This window comes from Halomonas sp. KO116, from assembly GCF_000734975.2.
Classification (GTDB): Bacteria; Pseudomonadota; Gammaproteobacteria; order Pseudomonadales; family Halomonadaceae; genus Vreelandella; species Vreelandella glaciei.
In genome coordinates this window covers 3,705,677-3,723,543 of record NZ_CP011052.1, presented here as the reverse complement: position 1 = coordinate 3,723,543, position 17,867 = coordinate 3,705,677, and the positions used below count along the sequence as shown (strand labels likewise).

The window sequence follows — 17,867 nt, the reverse complement described above, 5'->3', positions numbered from 1 at the left end:
CAATACATCACAATATCGATCTTTTATGATCGTTTTAATCAAGAATGGTGATATATGCGCACGCCTACCTTAGACTTAACCCTGCTGCGTACCCTGGTGGCTATTTCGGATACCGGCAGTGTGACCGCCGCCGCCAAACGCTTGGCTTACACGCAGTCTACGGTGAGTATGCAGTTGCAAAGGCTGGAGGCGCAGTTATCGCTAACACTGCACGAGCGGGAAGGGCGGCGAATACGCTTTACGTCAGAAGGCGAACGCCTACTTAACCATGCCCGGCGGCTGCTGACGCTTAATGATGAAGCATGGAGTGATATGCAGGCGCGCCAAGTCACCGGTGACCTCACGTTAGGCATACCGGAAGATTATGCCTCGCTGCTGCCCTCGGTGTTTGCTTACTTTAATCAGCTCTATCCGGCGGTGGGGCTCAAGGTGATGTGCGGTACCAGCGCCCATCTCGTAGAGCAGGTAAAAGCCAAAGAGCTTGATCTGGCACTGGTGACACGCCAACGCAACTCACCAGGGGGCGATGTAATCCGTCGAGAGCCTTTGCTGTGGGCCGTCGGAATGCACCAGCAGCCGCTGCTAAGCGATCCATTGCCATTAGCGCTTTATTCGCCGGGGGCTGACGTGTTTCGTGAAGTCGCCGAGCAGGCGCTGCAGTCGGCAGGGCGCAGTTGGCGTGTTGCCTATACCAGCCAATCAATGGCCGGGCTGGCGCCGATTGTGACCGCGGGGCTTGCGATAGTGGTGGTGACGCGCAGCATGCTGACGCCGGCGCTAAGGCCACTGGATGAGAGCAGTGGCCTGCCTGCGCTGCCAATGATTGAGCTGGCACTTCACCGAGCACCCCACCGGCCCTCAGAGCCAGCGCGGCGCTTGGGTGAGTTAATACGTGAGCAATTAGCCGTGCCTGACTAGGCTATATAAACACCGGCCGTAGCGATTCAACCGTTCCCAGCAGGTAGTAGAGGAGAAGCATTGGGTAAAAGTAACACTTAACGTTGAGGGCAGCGAAGTGCTTTAATCAGCGAAAGGGAACGTTACTGACTAGACTAAAAAGCAAATAAATTTGCTGTTAGGAGCACTACATGCACGAACTGGATCATTATATCTACCCGCACCGGGTGCTGCACTGGCTAGTGGCGGGCGCCGTGTTACTCTCGTTGGCTAGCGGTTTAACGCTAGGCTTTCTGGGGTTTGAGCGCACCGTGGCGTTGGTAGGCAATACGCTCACGAACTTGCTTTATACCAGCCATAAAACGCTCGGCGTATTGATATTATTGCTGATGACGCTGCGCATTATTACCCGGCTAGCGTTTGTGGTCCCAGATCATGAACCACCTTTAAATGCGTTCGAGCGGATTGTTAGCTCCAGTGTGCACCATCTGCTCTATTTAGCGCTCATTATTATGCCTTTACTGGGCTGGGCCGCCACTGCTAGCGGCGGCTTTCCGGTAGAGTTTTTCCACTGGCATTTGCCCGGTTTACTTGCTGAGCGTGAGCAGCTCTCTGAACAACTTTTTATGTGGCATGGGCGGTTAGGTTGGATCATTTTAGGCTTAGTGGTACTACACGTTGCTGGCGCGATATTTCATTGGAAAATCAAGCGTGACAACGTGATGAAGCGCATGAGCCTGTTTGACTAGAATTAAGACCTCGCCGAGCCGTAGCGATAGTAAGCTGCGGCTTGGCTTGATTTAACTGCATACATATCGCTATCAGCTTCACTTAGCAAGCTTTCAAGCGTGGCCTCATCTGCGCCGTGACAGGTGCTTACCCCAATACTGACGTTAACACTGACTTGCTCACCGCCGGGAAGGTCGATCGGCGAACAGATGGCTTGGTCAATACGCGCCAGAATAGGCGCTAACGTATCGCCGGTTCCTATATTCTCCATGATAATAATGAACTCATCGCCTCCAAACCGGGCACAGTGATCAGTGGTGCGCGCTAAGTGGACGATGCGTTTGGCTATTTTCTGTAAAACAAAGTCGCCTGCTTCATGACCATAATTATCATTAATAGGCTTAAAGCGATCCAGGTCGAGCATTAATAGTGCCAAACGATGGCCATGCTGACGATTACGCTGTAGCGCTCCTTCGGCAGAACGCATCAGTCCATGGCGATTCAGCAGGCTAGTGAGTACATCATGATTGGCCAAATGCTCCAATGCTTTGGTGCGGGCAGCGACTTTTCGTTCCAACAGGTTTTCCTGTTTCTGGAGTGCTGCCAACATCGTGCTTTGAGTTCTCTCTTTTTGCCGTTTAAGTTTATTGAAGCGCGATGCTAAGGCAAACGAGAGCAATAACATTTCCAGTGCTGAGCCAATTTGAAGGCCGTGTAGAGTAATAAAGTTGGCTGGAAGCAGACTCAGGTTACGCAGCGCAAAGACACCAGTACCTAGTAAAAATAGCGACCATGCAAATACAAACAGCCGCGCACTGGGTACGCGTTGCAAACTACAGTAGCTGCCACAGAGCAGGAGTAGTAAAGCTGCCATACAGCCCGTCACATCCATGAGGTGAAGCGCCGAGGGAATGGGCAATAACAGAGTGGCAATCACTGTCAACCAGCAGTAACTGCGAAAAATACTCAATACGTTGTGCCAGCGGGGACAATAGGTCTTAGTGTTAAGAAAACTTTGCGAAAATAGCGTGGCCATGGTGGAAGCGAAGGTAAAACCGAGTGCCACGAGACGAGCCGTGTTGTCACCCAGAAAACTCCAAAACATCAGTGTACCGATGCCGTTAAAGGTCAGAATAGCGACAGCAAAGCCGCCGACAAAGAGCGAATAGTGAAGAAAAACCCGTTCCTTTAAGCCAAAAAATAGCAGTAAGTTATATAAACCCATTGCCAGCAGCATGCCGAAGTAGGTAGCCAGCCAAAAATTATAGCGATCGTTTTGGGTATAAAACGCCTCGGGCGTTATTAGCTTGTAGTTGAGCATTTTACTGCCTGAGGCAGCCACATGGGTATACAGCGTTACTCGCTCATGGGCAGCAAGCTCCAGTGAAAAAACCGCCTGACGATGGGCTAGGGCGCGCTGTTCAACCGGGACTGCACTACCGCTGCGCTGCGCCTCAATGCCCTGTTGGCGCAGTGTGTAAAGTGTGACGTAATCCAAGAATGGGTACTCAAACTGTACCATCCAGCGCTGAGTTTCCGGTGAGTCATTACGCACTTGTGTTCTCAGCCACACATCATGACGGGTATAGCCGAGGTTTAAATCCTCTTCGTGATGGGCGTGCTTAAAATCAGGCGGGTGAGAGAGGAAGTTTTCAAGCATGATTGACTGATCAGTTGCATGCCAAAGTTCGCTATAAGGGGCAAGCGAGTAGCTCGCCTGGTTTGGCGATGCGGATAAAAGAGTAGTTGCATGTGCCCAAGGTACCCAACATCCAGCCAACAGCAGCAATAGTCCGGTGTAAACATCCGCCGTTAAGCGTCGAAAATGCATATCACATCGCTTTTTTAGTTTTTAACCTGACCAAATTTTCCTGTGTCGCGCGATAAGCATTTTTAGTTTAGTCGGGTTTGAAAAAAGTCACTGTTTAAAACTTGCATACTTAATAAATGATATGACTCAAATGTTGCGTAAGGCGTTGAATCAACTCTCCACTATGGCGCCAAAAATGCCAATAGAGAGGCACCGACAAAGAGTGGCCTGGCGCCACGCTGACCAGCTGGCCACTTTGCATTAATTCACTCGTCTGCAATTGCGGCATCATGCCGTAACCAACCCCCGCGGCGGCTAAACGAACAAAGCCCTCCGATGAGGGGCAGAGGTGATAAGGGAAGCGACCTTGAAAACCAAACAGTGCCATAAACCGATGCTGCAACTGATCGTGGGGGCCGAAAACGATGGCTGGTGCACGCTGAAAGTTCTTTGTCGCCGGGCCATCTGGAAAATAGCGCTCAACGTAAGCAGGTGTCGCCAACGGGTGATAACGCATTTCTCCCAGCGCAACGCAACGCGCACCTGCAATCGGTTGCGGTGTGGCGCATAAGCAGGCCGCTACATCTCCATCGCGCAACCGCTTGAGTCCGACATCCTGATCTTCAATCACAAGGTCCAGTAACACGCCTTCTTGCTGACAAATAGTGGCGACAGCCTCGGCCCACCAAGTGACGAGGCTGTCGGCATTAATCGCAATACGCAGGCGTGGCGCTTGATCATCCAAGGTGGGAAGGGAGCCCCGCAGGTCGCGCTCTAATAGCTGTACCTGCTGATAGTGGGTTAACAGCCGCTGGCCAGCAGGGGTTGGAGCTAAATGCGGGTGCCGAACCAACACTGGCTGGCCAAGGCGAATTTCTAGTGCTTTTATACGTTGGGATACGGCAGATTGTGACAGCCCCAATTCATCCCCCGCGCGCTCAAAGCCGCCGCACTCCACCACGGTCGCCAAGGCATGAAGCAGTTTGTAATCCAGCATGGTGGTTTTCCCAGGGCAGCAAAAAATGATGTAAAGCAAAGAAGAGCAAATAAACACAGCAGCGCATTATTTTTTGGCTTCAAATGTAATTGAATCTCAAAAGTTAATGAATTACATTTAAATCGAAATATCTACCCCTCTTATTGCCAGGATATGAGTAGCTTCTGTCACGCCTCAGCCTAAAGGATACTGTAATGCCTGCCATCATGCTCCGTCGTCCCCTTGCTGGCATCGTTGCGCTTAGCGCGCTGATGCCTTTCGCTTCAGTTGCTGCCGACACTGCTGCAGACGGCACCGTTAGCGCTGACGCCGTGGTTCATCACTACGCCGATCTGGCGCATGCCAATTACGCCGATGCACTGAGTGCTGCCCAGGTACTAAACGAGCGCATCGACGAATTGCTGGACAACCCTAGTGCTGACACCTTGGAGGCAGCCAAACAAGCTTGGCTGCAGGCGCGGGTGGCTTATCAGCAGAGCGAAGTGTTTCGTTTCGGTAATGCGGTGGTGGATAATTGGGAAGGGCAGCTAAACGCCTGGCCCCTGGACGAAGGCATGATCGATTATGTCGAAGGCGACGACTACCAGCACGAGCTGGGTAACGAAGGCGCCACCGCCAATATTGTTTCCAATGAACGTATCACGGTTGGCGGCGAAACCCTGGATGTTAGCGATATTACCCCGGAACTCCTCGCCGACCTGAATGAAATCGGCGGCTCGGAAGCCAACGTCGCCAGCGGCTACCACGCCATTGAGTTTCTGCTTTGGGGGCAGGACCTGAATGGTTTTGAGGCAGGCAACGGCGAACGACCGGTGAGTGATTACCAAACCGGTGAAGATTGCACCCATGGCCACTGCGATCGCCGCCGTAGCTATCTGGACGCGGTGTCCGACCTGCTGGTTGACGACCTTGAGTGGATGGTGGCCCAGTGGGCGCCGGAAACTGAGGGTAACTATCGCCAGGAGCTGCTGGCGGAGAGTGATCAGGAAGGTCTGCGCCGCATGCTGTTCGGCATGGGCTCGCTGTCGCTGGGCGAGCTGGCAGGAGAGCGCTTGAAGGTCGCCCTTGAAGCCAACTCTTTTGAGGATGAGCACGACTGTTTCAGCGACAATACCCACAACTCTCATTACTACAACGGCCAGGGGATTCAGAATATCTACACCGGCAGCTATCAGCGTCTTGATGGCAGCGTGGTAGAAGGGCCTTCACTGGAGGATTTGCTGGCCCAGGAAGATAGTGAGCTGGCTGACACGCTAGGCAAACAGCTTGAGGCGACTATGGCGCGGCTTGATGCTATCAAGCAGGCGGCTGAAGCGGAAAGCTCGCCGATGGCCTTCGATATGATGATCGCGCCGGGTAACGCGCAGGGCAGTGAAATGATCAACGAAGCGATTCTTACCCTGGTGGCGCAAACAGGATCTATCGAACAGGCCGCAGGCGAGCTGGGCGTTACTTCCCTGCAACCTGATGACGCTGGTCACCGGTTCTAGAGCGAACTAGCGTCTACCATGAGCCGCCGATAGTGTTGCTATCGTGCGGCTCTGTTAGTTTTTGTCGAATGGCTCGTATTTAGTATCGTCCTTCTCAAGGTATCACCATGTACCGCTTACTCCGTGTCTCGCTAAGCAGATTATCTCAAGGCAGTCTGCTGCTGATCCTGCTGGCGGCGCCCTTGCAGGCAGCCGACTCACCTACCCAAGATCATCCCATCCAAACGACGCCCATGAGTGGCGGCGATGGCTCGGTGGAGCAGTTTGACCATAACGCCTATTCGCTGCCGTTGGGCAATATGTCGATGACCAAGCGGCTGGATTTCAGCGTTGGCAACAGCTTCTTTCGCAACCCCTGGGTAGCAGCACCCGCCAGCACCGAGGCCCGGGATGGCCTAGGCCCACTGCTCAATACCAATAGCTGCCAGGGCTGCCACCTTAAGGATGGTCGGGGACACCCACCCAGCGGCGACGAAAACCCCATCGCGCTGTTTCTGCGCCTCTCGTTACCCGCTAGCCAAGCGGATCCAGAGACACTGGAGCAGCGGGGCGCACTGCCGGTGCCTAACTATGGCCTGCAGCTACAAACTGCCGCTATTAGCGGCGCCAAGCCTGAGGCCACGCTGGTGATTGAGTATCGTCCCCGAGAAGTCAGTTATGCCGATGGCTCCAGTGTTACTCTGCAGGAGCCGCTCTATTCAATTGCCGAGCCCGCCTACGGAGTGCTGCCGGAGTCACTGCAAACCTCGCCACGGCTGGCACCGCCAATGATTGGCCTGGGCCTGCTAGAAGCGATTCCTGAAGCTGACCTTATCGCTGCCGCAGACCCCGATGATGCTGATAACGACGGGATTTCCGGCCGCTACAACCAGGTGTGGGATGTGCGCAGTGGCACCACGGTAATGGGGCGTTTTGGCTGGAAAGCCGGCGAGCCCAGCATTGAGCAGCAGGGCCTGCACGCCTTCGCTGGGGATATGGGGCTGACCTCCAGCCTGGTGCCACACACCGACTGCATGGAGAGCCAGGGGTGCGATGCTTTTCCTAACGGTGGCACGCCTGAAGTCAGCGATGACGTGGCCGACTTCGTGACCTTCTACGCCTCTAGCTTGGCGGTACCGATGCGCCGCGATATGGATGATCCCGCGGTGAAACAGGGCGCAGAGAGCTTTAACGCGCTGGGCTGCGCCAGCTGCCATACGCCGCGCCATCGCACTGCTACGGACGCTCCTCGCCCGGCGTTGGCGGGGCAGGAGATATGGCCTTATAGCGACCTGCTGCTTCACGATATGGGTGAGGCCTTGGCGGATCATCGCAGCGAGTTCCAGGCCGATGGCCGCGAATGGCGCACCCCGCCGCTATGGGGGATCGGCTTGGCGCAAACGGTTAATCCCCGGGCTGGCTTTCTTCATGATGGTCGCGCCCGCACCCTGGAAGAGGCGATACTTTGGCACGGTGGTGAGGCAGAAAGCGCTACCCAGGGCTATCGCGCATTGCCTGCCGACCAGCGCGCGGAACTTATCCGCTTTCTTGAGTCTCTGTAAATGATTGTTGTTAAGGAGTTGACGTGATCGCATCTCTTCGCCGCCTGAGTTTGCTGGCCTGTGCGCTACTCGCAACGCCGCTCTCTTTCGCGACAGACACCCCTACGCCGCGAGAAATGTGGCACGGCGCGGTGGAGCTTCAGTATGCCGAACTGAGTGTCGCTTCCGAGCGCCTGGAAGCCAGCGCCGCACGCTTTTGCCAAAGCCCAGGCGAGGCACTCAGGCTGCGGCTGGAAAATGACTGGCTGAGCGCCTATCAAGCTTGGCAGGCGGTGCGTTTTATTCAGTTCGGTCCGCTCGAGCAGAATAGCCGAGGCTGGCAGCTGCAGTTCTGGCCAGACCGTAAAAATCTGGTGGGCAGTAAGGTGCGCGGCTGGCTGGAGGCAGCCAAAGCCCCGGATGCTCAGGATATCGCCAGTGACAGCGTGGCGGTCCAAGGCTTTCCCGCCCTTGAATACTTGCTTTATGACGACGCCATGGACGCACAGGTCCTGAGCTCCCCTGGAGCCTGCTCGCTGATGCAGGCCATCACCACGCATCTTGCGGATACCACGAGCGCGCTGCATCGCGACTGGCAGGCCTTTGGCGAGCACTATCTTAATACTGCCGACTACACGGAGGCCACGCTGGCGAGCGCCATCCAAGCCCTCGAAATACTCGAAGATAAACGGCTCGGTGAGCCCATGGGCCTCAAAGGCGCACCTGCCAACGGCTACTTAGCCGAAACGTGGCGTAGCGGACAAACGGTTCGTTTGGTAGAGAGTAGCCTGGAAGGCCTGCGTACCGGCTTTTTGCCGGGCCTTACCGCGCTGTTGCGCGAGGCCGGTGCGCTGCCGCTTGCCGAGGCGTTTCGTGATCAGTTGGATAAGACACTCGTTCAGGCCAGCGAGCTGCCGCCGGGCTTGGTGCCTTCCCTTGAAGACGAAGAGGCGTTTCGTGGTCTGCAGTCGCTCTACCTCGACATCAGCCAGCTACGCCATCTGCTGGGTAACGAGATTGCTGGTGAGCTGGGGCTGGTGCGCGGCTTTAACTCTAGCGATGGGGATTGAACTATGCATAGACGACAGGTACTCAAAGTCGGGTTGGGCAGCTTCGCCATGGCGCTGACCCCGCTGAGCTGGGCGCTGCCCGCACGAGAGGAAGCCGCTTGGTTGTTTAGCGCGGTGGATGACCCCAGCGGTGCGCATTGCATCGCCGGGGTAGCGCTGGATGGTCAGACCCGCTTTATGATCGAAGTGCCCGAGCGCTGCCACGGCGGCTGTTTACGGCCCGATTCCCGCCAGGCGGTATTGTTTGCACGCCGTCCTGGTACACGGATGCATGTGATCGATGGCGACAGCCGTCAGTTAGCTCACACCATTGCAGCCGGTGAGGGCCACCACTTCTATGGTCATGGCGTGTTCGATCTAAGCGGACGCTACCTTTATGTCACCGCCAATCGTTTGGAGGATAGTGAGGGGCTCGTACGCGTTTACGATGCCGCCAACGACTACACCCATGTGCGCGATATGCCGCTGGACGGTATTGGCCCCCATGAGCTTAGATTGATGCCGGATGGTGACACCCTGGTGATCGGTTTGGGGGGCATTCAGACGCACCCTGACTACGGTCGGGTAAAGCTTAACCTAGACACCATGGCACCGGCGCTGATTCTGCTGGATCGCCACAGCGGTGATGTCCTGGCCCGTCACAAACCTTCCCATCACCAGCTAAGCTGCCGTCATCTTGATGTGGCGGCGGACGGCGCGGTGATCGCCGGTTATCAGTTCGAAGGCCCCGAGTGGGAAACCCACCCACTGATCTGCCGACTGGATGCCCAGGGACACTTTTCTGAACTGTCGCTGGCCGATGAAGTCACCGCCAGTCTGAAGCACTACACTGCCAGCGTGGCGTTTAGCCGTGTGTCTGGCAATGTTCTGGTGACTGCCCCTCGCGGAAACCGGGTGCTGCTGCTGGATGCCGCGCAAGGCAAACTTGTTGCCAGCTTCGCATTATCCGACGCCGCTGGCGCCCGGTGCGATGGCAACGGCGGCTTTCTGGTTTCCTCCGGCCAAGGCGGGCTCTACCGTGTTACGCCTGACTTAGCGATGCCCGAGCTTCTCGCCAGCCTGGAACTGCGCTGGGATAACCATCTGACATGATTTTCAGAAAAGCGGCTTGGGATAGCATTCCGCACCAGTGACCGGTTGCCACATAATCCTCCAATGTTAATGACTCCTTCTTGGTGAGCGGCGCTGCTGTTAGACTTCAGCGCTCTTTACAGGAAGGCAAGGAGTCCCATGGAACTGCTGCGCTTAGTATTTCATCACTACCGCTGGCCTTTTTTAGGCGCCATTGCTTTGAGCCTATTGAGCGCTGGCTTAGGGGTCGGGGTGATTGCTTTTATCAACCAGCGGCTTATTGAGGTAGGCAGCATGGCGGCGCTGCCGCAATTTCTAGGCCTGCTGGCGGTGCTGCTGGCAGTCACGCTAAGTACGCAATTGGCGCTGACGGTACTGGGGCACCACTTTGTGTTTGACCTGCGCTCGCGACTGGTGAAGCGGATTCTCGACACCGATATTGAGCGCTTGGAGCAGCTGGGCAACGCCACCTTGCTTGCTAGCCTGTCCAGCGATGTGCGTAACATCACCATTGGCTTTGTGCGTCTGCCGGAACTGATTCAGGGCGTGGTGCTAACGCTTGCCTCGGTGGCCTATTTGGCCTGGCTGTCGCCGCAAATGGTGGTGATCACCGTGCTGTGGATCGCGTTCACCATGGGCGTGGGTTGGGTGCTGGTGTCGCGGGTGTATCGCCATTTTCGCCTCGTGCGTGAAAGCGAAGACAGCCTGTATAAAGATTTCCAGGCGGCCATTGAAGGGCGCAAAGAACTGGCGCTGAACCGCGACCGTGCCCGGCGCTTTTATGATGAGCGCTATACCGCCAATGCCCGCGATTACCGTTATCACATCATCCGCGCCGATACCTACCATTTAAGCGCTAACAACTGGTCTAACATTATGATGTTGGGCGCCATCGGGGTGGTGTTTTTCCTCTCTAATGGATTGGGGTGGGCGAGTACCACGGTGGCTTCCACTTTCGCGTTGACGCTGCTGTTCCTGCGTACGCCGCTGATTCAGGCGGTGGGCGCTTGGCCAACGCTGATCAGCGCCCAGGTCGCTTTTGATAAGTTGAGCAGTCTGGAACTCGCCGAGTACCAGTCAAGCTTTGCCGTCGACGATACGCTGGCCGATTGGCAGCGTCTGGAGCTGGAGGAAGTCACTTATCACTACCCTGACACCGCCCAAGGCGAGGGTTTCCAGGTGGGGCCTCTTAATATGACCCTTGCGCGCGGTGAGCAGGTGTTTTTGATCGGCGGCAACGGTAGCGGTAAATCGACCCTGGCAAGGCTACTCTCGGGGTTATACCGCCCCCAAAGCGGTACTATTAAGATTGATGGACAGGTGGTTACTGCTGCTCAATGGCAAGCGTTCCGCGCTCGCTTTGCCAGCGTGTTTACCGATTTCCATCAGTTTGATCAGACCATGGGCCCTGAAGGGCTACCTGCTGACCCGCAGGTCGTTGATACTTGGCTTGAGAGACTGCAGATGCAGCACAAACTGCAGTGGGAGGGTGATCGCGTTATCAACACGCAGCTCTCACAAGGGCAGCGTAAGCGCCTGGCACTTCTGCTGGCGATTGCCGAAAAGCGCGATATCTTGCTCCTCGACGAGTGGGCGGCGGATCAAGACCCGCAGTTCCGACGGCTGTTCTACCGCGAGCTATTACCGCACTTAAAAGCGATGGGTAAAACCGTGTTTGCCATCAGCCACGACGACAGCTACTTCGTCCACGCTGATCGGTTGCTGGAGATGTCGAAGGGGCAATTAAGCGAGCTGAAAGGCGAGCAGCGTGCGCGAGCAAGTGAAGATGCGGTGGCGCAAATAAATATCTAAACCGCTTTAACGGGCGGCCAGTTTGGCGCGTTTGCGCGCCTCCAGGTCGCAGCCCTCAAGTGGGCAGGTACCGCAGGTATCAAACTCATCCAGTAAGTAGCGCAGGCAGCAGAGCTTGCGCACCCGCTTAACCTCCTCACTCCCCTTGGGCGTAAAGTAACGCACCGGCTGAAACAGCGGGTTGCGCTTGCCGTTGGGCAGGGTGCGTGCTTCCAGCAGCGCCTTGGCGGCTTCAAACGCCTGCCGATTGGCAAGCGGATGCCCGCCTAGCGCATTGACGTAAAAATCCAGGTAGCCACCGGCATTGCTCCAGAACACTCGCTGAGCGGCGCCGGAGATGGCCGCTAATTGCTCAATTAACGGTGCCCAGTGCTGTTCAATCAGGGTAGCAAAACGCTCAAACGGATCTTGAGTGGTTATCGGCGTGCCTTTGTGGGGTAACCACAGCCGCGAGGTGGCGCCCTTGTCGTTAAAGATAACCTGCATGTCGTCCAGTCCCACCGGCAGGTCACGGTTAAGCAGCAGGTTGGCTGTCAGTGTGGGAACGGTTAGCGCACTTAAGTGCCACTTCGACCAGATCGATACCACTGCCCGCTGGTCACCGCCTGGGTACTGTTCAGCAAAGCGAGCGAGATCCTCTTTGAGCCAATCGGCATTCCGCCAACGGGCTGTTTTGAACGCTTCCAGTGGTGGCGTTCCACCTATTAACGGCGGCGTAAAGTTCGCCAACGGCCCGGTGTAGCAGGCAGCCAACGAGGGCTCGAACAGTTGTGGCTGACGCAGAGCGGAGGGCATCGCGGGGCTCCATCACAAGGTTTTGACACAGCGCACTGAGGAAATAAGGCTGAGGTCATCATAAACGATAATGCATATCACTAAAATAGCTATATACGTTAAATGCATCGCTGTTATAAATACAAATGATTATGCTTTAGTGTAAGATTCGCGTTCCCATTGCAATGATTATATTGCTGGCTGCTCTTATCTGAAGAGGATTCACCATGTCGCTACCTTGCCTCTCCTGGCGTACGCTCACGTTCGTATTGCTGGGATCGCTCCCTTTGCCCTGCACTGTCTGGGCGCAAGCATCTTCCAACGACAGTGCTTCGCTGGAGACCGTAACGGTGATCGGGGAGGCTGCAGCGAGGGGTGATACTCCGGCGCCTGCATTTGCCGGTGGCCAAGTGGCTGCCGGTGCCCGCGTTGGCACCTGGGGGCAGCGCAATGCGGCCGATGTGCCGTTCAATGTGATTGGATTTACCGCTGAGCTGATTGAAAACCAGCAGGCTGAGACGCTGGCCGATGTGTTAATCAATGATGCATCGGTACAAAGCGGTTTTGGCTACGGCAACTACGCAGAGAAATTTCAGATCCGCGGTTTTGAACTCGATGGCGAAGACGTTGCTTACGGTGGACTGTATGGCGTTCTACCCCGCCAGGTAGTCGCGACCAATATTGCCGAGCGTGTGGAGCTATTTAAGGGCGCCAACGCCTTCGCTAATGGTGTTTCGCCCAGTGGCTCTGGCGTTGGTGGCGCTATCAATATTGAGCCTAAACGCGCTGCCGATGAACCCCTCAATCGGCTTACTACCGGAGTGACGGACAGCGGCTATGTCGAAAGTGGTATCGAGCTTGGTCGGCGTTTTGGTGATGAAAATCAGTTTGGCGTGCGCGCTAATGTCGTGCGGGGGCGTGGCGACACAGCGATTGACGGTGAAGAACGCCGTGCGACCTCCGCCGTGATTGGGCTTGACTATCGCGGTGAGCGCGGCCGCGCTTCGTTGGATATTGGACATCAAAGTCACACCGTGAACGGTGGCCGCTCAGTGGTTTACGCTGGGAGTATCACAGCAGTACCCGACGCACCTTCTGCTAGCACCAACTATACGCCAGAGTGGGCCAATACCGATCTAAACACCAACTTTGCGATGCTGCGCGGTGAGTATGATATCACCGACAGCTGGACAGCTTATGCGGCACTGGGTGGCAATGACACTCGTGAAAGCGGCGTTTACGCCTCGCCTACGGTCAATAATTCTCAAGGCGATGCTACTATTGGCCAGATGCGCGTACCTTATCGGGCTGAAAGCGTAGGCGGCCAGGCGGGGCTACGGGGCGTTTTTGATACAGGCATGGTCACTCATCAGTTGGATTTAGGCTATTCCAGCGTCTATCGCACCACGCGTTCGGCTTATGAGATGGTGCTGTTTACACCGAGCGATACCAACATTTATCAACCTGTCGATGTGCCGCTGCAAACGCCGGATTGGAGCGACGGCGATATGAGTAATCCTAACCTACGTAGCCGCACCCGTAACAACGGCGTATCGCTATCCGATACGCTCGGCTTCCTGGATGATCGACTGCTGTTTACCCTGGGCGCCCGCTATCAGGAAGTTGACGTCACTAACTATGACTATAAGGGTGATTTTGACAACAATTTCAGCGATACACGGCTTTCGCCTGTGTATGGCGTCGTCGTGAAACCGACCGACTCACTCTCGCTATACGCTAACCATATTGAAGCACTGCAGCCGGGTGATACGGCTCCTACCTCGGCGGTAAATGCTGGGCAGAGTATTGGTTTGGTCGAAGCTAAACAGAACGAGGTAGGTGCCAAGCTCGATCTGGGTAACCTGGGTGGCAGCTTAAGCCTGTTTGAAATTGAGCAACCCAACGCCTTTATTAACACTGAAACCGGCGTTTATGACTATTACGGCGAACAGCGTAATCGTGGAGTGGAGGTAAGCGTTTACGGTGAACCGCTGGACGGCTTGCGCTTGCTAAGCAGTGCTATGTGGATAGATCCTGAACTGACGCGTACTGACGATGGCACTAACCAGGGTAACGATGCGATTGGGGTGCCCGGTTATCGGTTAGTCCTAGGCAGCGAGTGGGATATTCCACAAGCCCCGGGCTGGACGCTCAGTGGCCGTGCGGTGCGTAATGGCAGCCAGTATTTAGACGCTGCCAATCAGCTTGAAGTTGACGCCTGGACGCGCTGGGATCTCGGCGTACGTTATGCCATGCCGCTCAACGGCACTACGCTCACCTGGCGAGCTAATATCGAAAACCTTACCGATGAGAACTATTGGGCCTCGGCAACCGGTGGTTATTTGACTCAAGGTGAGCCGCGTACGGTCAAACTTTCGGCGGCACTGGACTTCTAAACGCTCTTTAAAACGGCTTCGTTTAACGGGCTAATAGCGCTTCGCTGAGTAACTCAGCGAAGCGCGCAGCGGATGGCAGCCCCCAAAACTCCAGACCGCCGGTACGCGAACAACGCGGTTCTCTTTCACAGCGGGTAATTGCTGCCACAGTGCATTACTGGTAATGCCGTCGTCCATTCCTGAAGGGAGCGGCTCGACTATGATGATTGCCGCATCGGAGTAGCTCAACAGCTCTTCTAAAGCTACCGTGGAGAACCCCCATTGATTGGTAGGTTGTTGCCAAACATTGGTCAACCCCAAGCGTTCTACCACCGCCTGAAACAGACTGTGCTCACCAAATACCCGTAGATGTCGCGCGTCGATAAACTGCACGATAAGTAGTGGTGGCTGTGGTTCCAAGCGTGCTTTTTGTTGACTCAGGTATGTTTCAACGCCATCAATCAGCGTGGCGGCCGCGGCTTGATTGCCGCTCAGTTTGGCTAGGGTCACCGTTGTGCGCTTTAGGCGCTGCCAAAGGGGACCTCCAGGCTGGTAGGTGGCCAGCGCAGTGATAGGAGCAATAGTACTCAACTGGTCGCTCAAGCGCATAAACAGCGGTGAGAGAAGGACGTGATCGGGTGCCTGCTGAGCAATGAGCTCGCGATTGGGTTGAGCACGCAGGCCGACATCAAGAACGCCACTCGGTAATCGCTCGACGCCAGCCCAACGCTGGTACTGGGGAATCTCTGCTAACCCAACGGGCGGACTATCTAAAGCGATCAGCGTTTCGGCTATTGTCCAATCCAAGGTGACTACCTTCGTTGAAGCAGCTACTCCATTGGATGTTAGGGTGCCAAGACAGGCCAACACTAACAAGCCACGGTGAAAGCAGTGTCTCATTGTGCAACAGCAATATTGTGCTCTCCGTTGGGATGTTTCATGACTTGCATCGGCAATCCATAAATCGCCTCTAAGGTACTACAGCACATCAAATCGCCAGGACTGCCATGGGCCAACAAGCGACCGCTGTGCAGTGCCATTAGCTCGTCGCAGTAACGTGATGCCATGTTGATATCATGCAACACGATAATCACACCAAGGTTTAACTCGTCACACAGCTTACGGATTAGCGCTAGCACTTCGATTTGATGGGCGATATCAAGCGCCGCTAAGGGCTCATCCAACAGCAGGAATCGGCTGCCCTGGGCTAGCAGCATCGCCAACCACACCCTTTGACGTTCACCACCAGAGAGTGTGTCGACCAAGCGGTCGGCAAAGGCCTCTGTGTGGGTCAGAGCAATAGCGCGATCAATAGCATCTTTGTCTTTCTGGGTGTGGCGGCCCAGCAGCCCGTGCCATGGGTAGCGGCCAAAGGCGACTAGCTCGCGCCCGGTAAGACTTTCTGCGCTTGGTAAATGCTGGGGTAGGTAAGCCACCTGGCGGGCAAACTCACGATTCCCCCAGTCACTCAGTGGGCGCTGATCAAAGTGAATCCCCCCCTGGCTTACCGGCTGCTGCTGGGCCATGAGCTTGATCAGCGTCGACTTGCCCGAGCCGTTATGGCCAATCAGGCCGTAAACCTTGCCCTCATGAAAGCTGTGGTCAATGGGGTTTAGAATCGACTTACCATTGATTTCAAAGGTGGCGCCTTTGACCTCGAACATGAATGACTCCTGGGGACGGGGTGAATAACAATAGTTCTATTCTAGTGCTAATGGTTCTCATTTTTAACAAAAAAATGAAAAGATTTACGTGAGAGAGGGCAAACGCCCTTGGGGAACGCAGGCAAGGGGAAAGTTTCAGCCAGCTAGCCTCCACTGATTGGCTAGCCAGTGAGCTTAGAGATGACTTAGATCGTTTATCAGGGCAGCTAAAACGCTAGCAGTTGGCTATGCCAGTCAGGGGGCACCCCGCTGGGCACAGTTATCATAGAAGGCAACCGTGGCAGGCCAATCGCTGAAGACGCCGATAACGCCAACCTCATTGACGAGGGCATCTAAGGTAATCAGTTTGTCGCCATCACGCTGAATGACATCGTCAGTGGTGCTGTGGTACCACTGGCCGCCTTCCTTCAACGGCCCCGAGCGTTCCAGGGTCCATGCAATCATCGTTAGCCCTGCTTCACGGGCACGTTGGGCATAGAGTGAAGGTTGCAAGCGCCTCTCCAGTTCATCGTTGCCGAAATCGGGATTCGTTTCTAGTAGCATCCAGGTGGGAGGGGCGATAATCTGAACACCGCTTTCCACCAGCGACTGCATACTTGGCTGCCACGTATCGGGGTTAGTGTGATCAAAGGAGCCATCGCTGTAGCGGCCATCAAGGTAAACCGCCTGATTGCCAAACTCAGGCTCATGTTCAATCCAGTAAAGCACATCGTCTAGATTGAATGACTGCGGGAAGACGTCGCTGGGAGGAACGCCTGCCGCTTTGTACTCATCGATCATTTTTTGTGCGTACGCCTGCTGCGTAAATGCTTGCTCTGAACCGCCTGTAAACGGCATTTCAACCTCTGGCGCTTTCAGCTCTGGGGTCATCTGCACGCCAAGCTGCTGAAACAGCGCAATGCTGTCGGCATGGCTCATCAGTGTGCCGCGGGTAGCATACAGCTCTGTGCGCCATTCGGGTGTGCCTGAAAGGTACTCTTCAAGGGTAGCTGCATCAGTGTTAACCCCCTCCATGGTGCCTTGCAGGCTACGAAATTCGGCTAACGTAATATCGCTGGTACAGCAGCGTATATCGGCTGCATTTACTAGCTCGCCATTTTCTTCGTCAAAAGCGGGAGGCACGCTGCATTTTTCAGCTAAGTCGGTCTCGACGATGTTGGTGGTGTAGTGTAAATCGCACTGGGAGTGACGGCAGACGAGCTCCTCATCTGCGGTGAAGGCGACGTCGCACTCAAGAATACCCGCCCCGCCTTGAGCCCCGGCAATATAAGATTCGAGCGTATGTTCTGGAAACTGTAACGGCGCGCCACGATGTCCAATCGTCAAGGGAGAGCGCTGCCATTGGGTTTGCTCCGCAGCACAATTCAATAAAGAGGCTTTCAATTCGCGCTCGTGATCGTTATCCGCGCTCATGTCGTTAACCAAGAACAGCGGACGCGGCCCCAGCGTCACCTGCTGAGCCGCGTTAACCAGGGCATCATCCCAGCGCTTTGCGTCACTCTCTTCTTGAGCATGGGTGGTGTTAGCGGCTAGCAGGCCAACTGATATGAACGTGGTTGTTAGGAGACCGGAAGCCTTCATCAACGAGATTCTCTTTGCGGGGAAGTGGGTGTTTTGAGTGTAGGTAGGTTTCACGTGTTCTTCGATGACAACCTTTA

14 protein-coding genes are annotated in these 17,867 nt (G+C 55.3%); 8 read left to right on the top strand and 6 right to left on the bottom strand.

The features are described from left to right. Nucleotides 1–54: 54 nt before the first annotated feature. Both KO116_RS16965 and KO116_RS16960 read left to right on the top strand, forming a co-directional pair. On the top strand, nt 55–918 hold the full coding sequence (locus KO116_RS16965; protein WP_035564196.1) for a LysR substrate-binding domain-containing protein: 864 nt from the start codon (nt 55–57) through the stop codon (nt 916–918). 170 nt (nt 919–1,088) lie between these two features. Continuing rightward, the gene (locus KO116_RS16960; RefSeq protein ID WP_035564197.1) at nt 1,089–1,646 is read left to right on the top strand and encodes a cytochrome b; all 558 of its coding nucleotides are present in this window, start codon (nt 1,089–1,091) and stop codon (nt 1,644–1,646) included. A 2-nt stretch (nt 1,647–1,648) separates the two neighbouring features. Here the strand turns inward: KO116_RS16960 and KO116_RS16955 are convergent, their stop codons facing one another. Beyond that, nucleotides 1,649–3,457 carry a diguanylate cyclase gene (locus KO116_RS16955; RefSeq protein WP_035564199.1) on the bottom strand — a complete coding sequence of 603 codons (1,809 nt, stop codon included), beginning with the start codon at nt 3,455–3,457 and terminating at the stop codon, nt 1,649–1,651. A 109-nt stretch (nt 3,458–3,566) separates the two neighbouring features. Further along, nucleotides 3,567–4,433 carry a LysR family transcriptional regulator ArgP gene (locus KO116_RS16950; RefSeq protein WP_035564201.1) on the bottom strand — a complete coding sequence of 289 codons (867 nt, stop codon included), beginning with the start codon at nt 4,431–4,433 and terminating at the stop codon, nt 3,567–3,569. 194 nt (nt 4,434–4,627) lie between these two features. Here KO116_RS16950 and KO116_RS16945 point away from each other — a divergent pair, with 194 nt between their 5' ends. The 5 genes from KO116_RS16945 to KO116_RS16925 all read left to right on the top strand — a co-directional run bounded on the left by KO116_RS16945 (nt 4,628) and on the right by KO116_RS16925 (nt 11,396). Further along, nucleotides 4,628–5,923 carry an imelysin family protein gene (locus KO116_RS16945; RefSeq protein ID WP_082072627.1) on the top strand — a complete coding sequence of 432 codons (1,296 nt, stop codon included), beginning with the start codon at nt 4,628–4,630 and terminating at the stop codon, nt 5,921–5,923. 107 nt (nt 5,924–6,030) lie between these two features. After that, entirely contained in the window at nt 6,031–7,464 is a 1,434-nt protein-coding gene (locus KO116_RS16940) for a di-heme oxidoreductase family protein (protein WP_035564203.1), read from the top strand. A 23-nt stretch (nt 7,465–7,487) separates the two neighbouring features. Continuing rightward, nucleotides 7,488–8,513, top strand: coding sequence for an imelysin family protein (locus KO116_RS16935; RefSeq protein WP_035564205.1), 1,026 nt, complete (start codon nt 7,488–7,490; stop codon nt 8,511–8,513). Nucleotides 8,514–8,516: 3 nt separating this feature from the next. Next, complete coding sequence (locus KO116_RS16930) at nt 8,517–9,605, top strand: DUF1513 domain-containing protein (RefSeq protein ID WP_035564207.1); 1,089 nt, start codon at nt 8,517–8,519, stop codon at nt 9,603–9,605. Between the two features lie 138 nt (nt 9,606–9,743). Beyond that, nucleotides 9,744–11,396 (top strand): multidrug ABC transporter permease/ATP-binding protein, encoded by a 1,653-nt coding sequence (locus KO116_RS16925; RefSeq protein ID WP_035564208.1) that lies wholly within the window; start codon nt 9,744–9,746, stop codon nt 11,394–11,396. Nucleotides 11,397–11,402: 6 nt separating this feature from the next. Here KO116_RS16925 and fhuF read toward each other — a convergent pair whose 3' ends face one another. Then, the gene (fhuF, locus tag KO116_RS16920) at nt 11,403–12,191 is read right to left on the bottom strand and encodes a siderophore-iron reductase FhuF (RefSeq protein ID WP_035564211.1); all 789 of its coding nucleotides are present in this window, start codon (nt 12,189–12,191) and stop codon (nt 11,403–11,405) included. 206 nt (nt 12,192–12,397) lie between these two features. On the opposite strand from fhuF, the gene KO116_RS16915 reads away from it, so the two are divergent. Then, nucleotides 12,398–14,566: a TonB-dependent receptor gene (locus KO116_RS16915; protein WP_035564213.1), complete on the top strand. Its 2,169-nt coding sequence runs from the start codon at nt 12,398–12,400 to the stop codon at nt 14,564–14,566. A 30-nt stretch (nt 14,567–14,596) separates the two neighbouring features. On the opposite strand, the gene KO116_RS16910 is transcribed toward KO116_RS16915, so the two are convergent. From KO116_RS16910 to KO116_RS16900, 3 genes are all read right to left on the bottom strand, one after another. Further along, nucleotides 14,597–15,352 (bottom strand): ABC transporter substrate-binding protein, encoded by a 756-nt coding sequence (locus KO116_RS16910; RefSeq protein ID WP_158414218.1) that lies wholly within the window; start codon nt 15,350–15,352, stop codon nt 14,597–14,599. An 89-nt stretch (nt 15,353–15,441) separates the two neighbouring features. Beyond that, on the bottom strand, nt 15,442–16,209 hold the full coding sequence (locus KO116_RS16905) for an ATP-binding cassette domain-containing protein (RefSeq protein WP_035564217.1): 768 nt from the start codon (nt 16,207–16,209) through the stop codon (nt 15,442–15,444). A 234-nt stretch (nt 16,210–16,443) separates the two neighbouring features. Beyond that, on the bottom strand, nt 16,444–17,790 hold the full coding sequence (locus KO116_RS16900; RefSeq protein ID WP_035564219.1) for a glycerophosphodiester phosphodiesterase family protein: 1,347 nt from the start codon (nt 17,788–17,790) through the stop codon (nt 16,444–16,446). Nucleotides 17,791–17,867 lie beyond the last annotated feature (77 nt).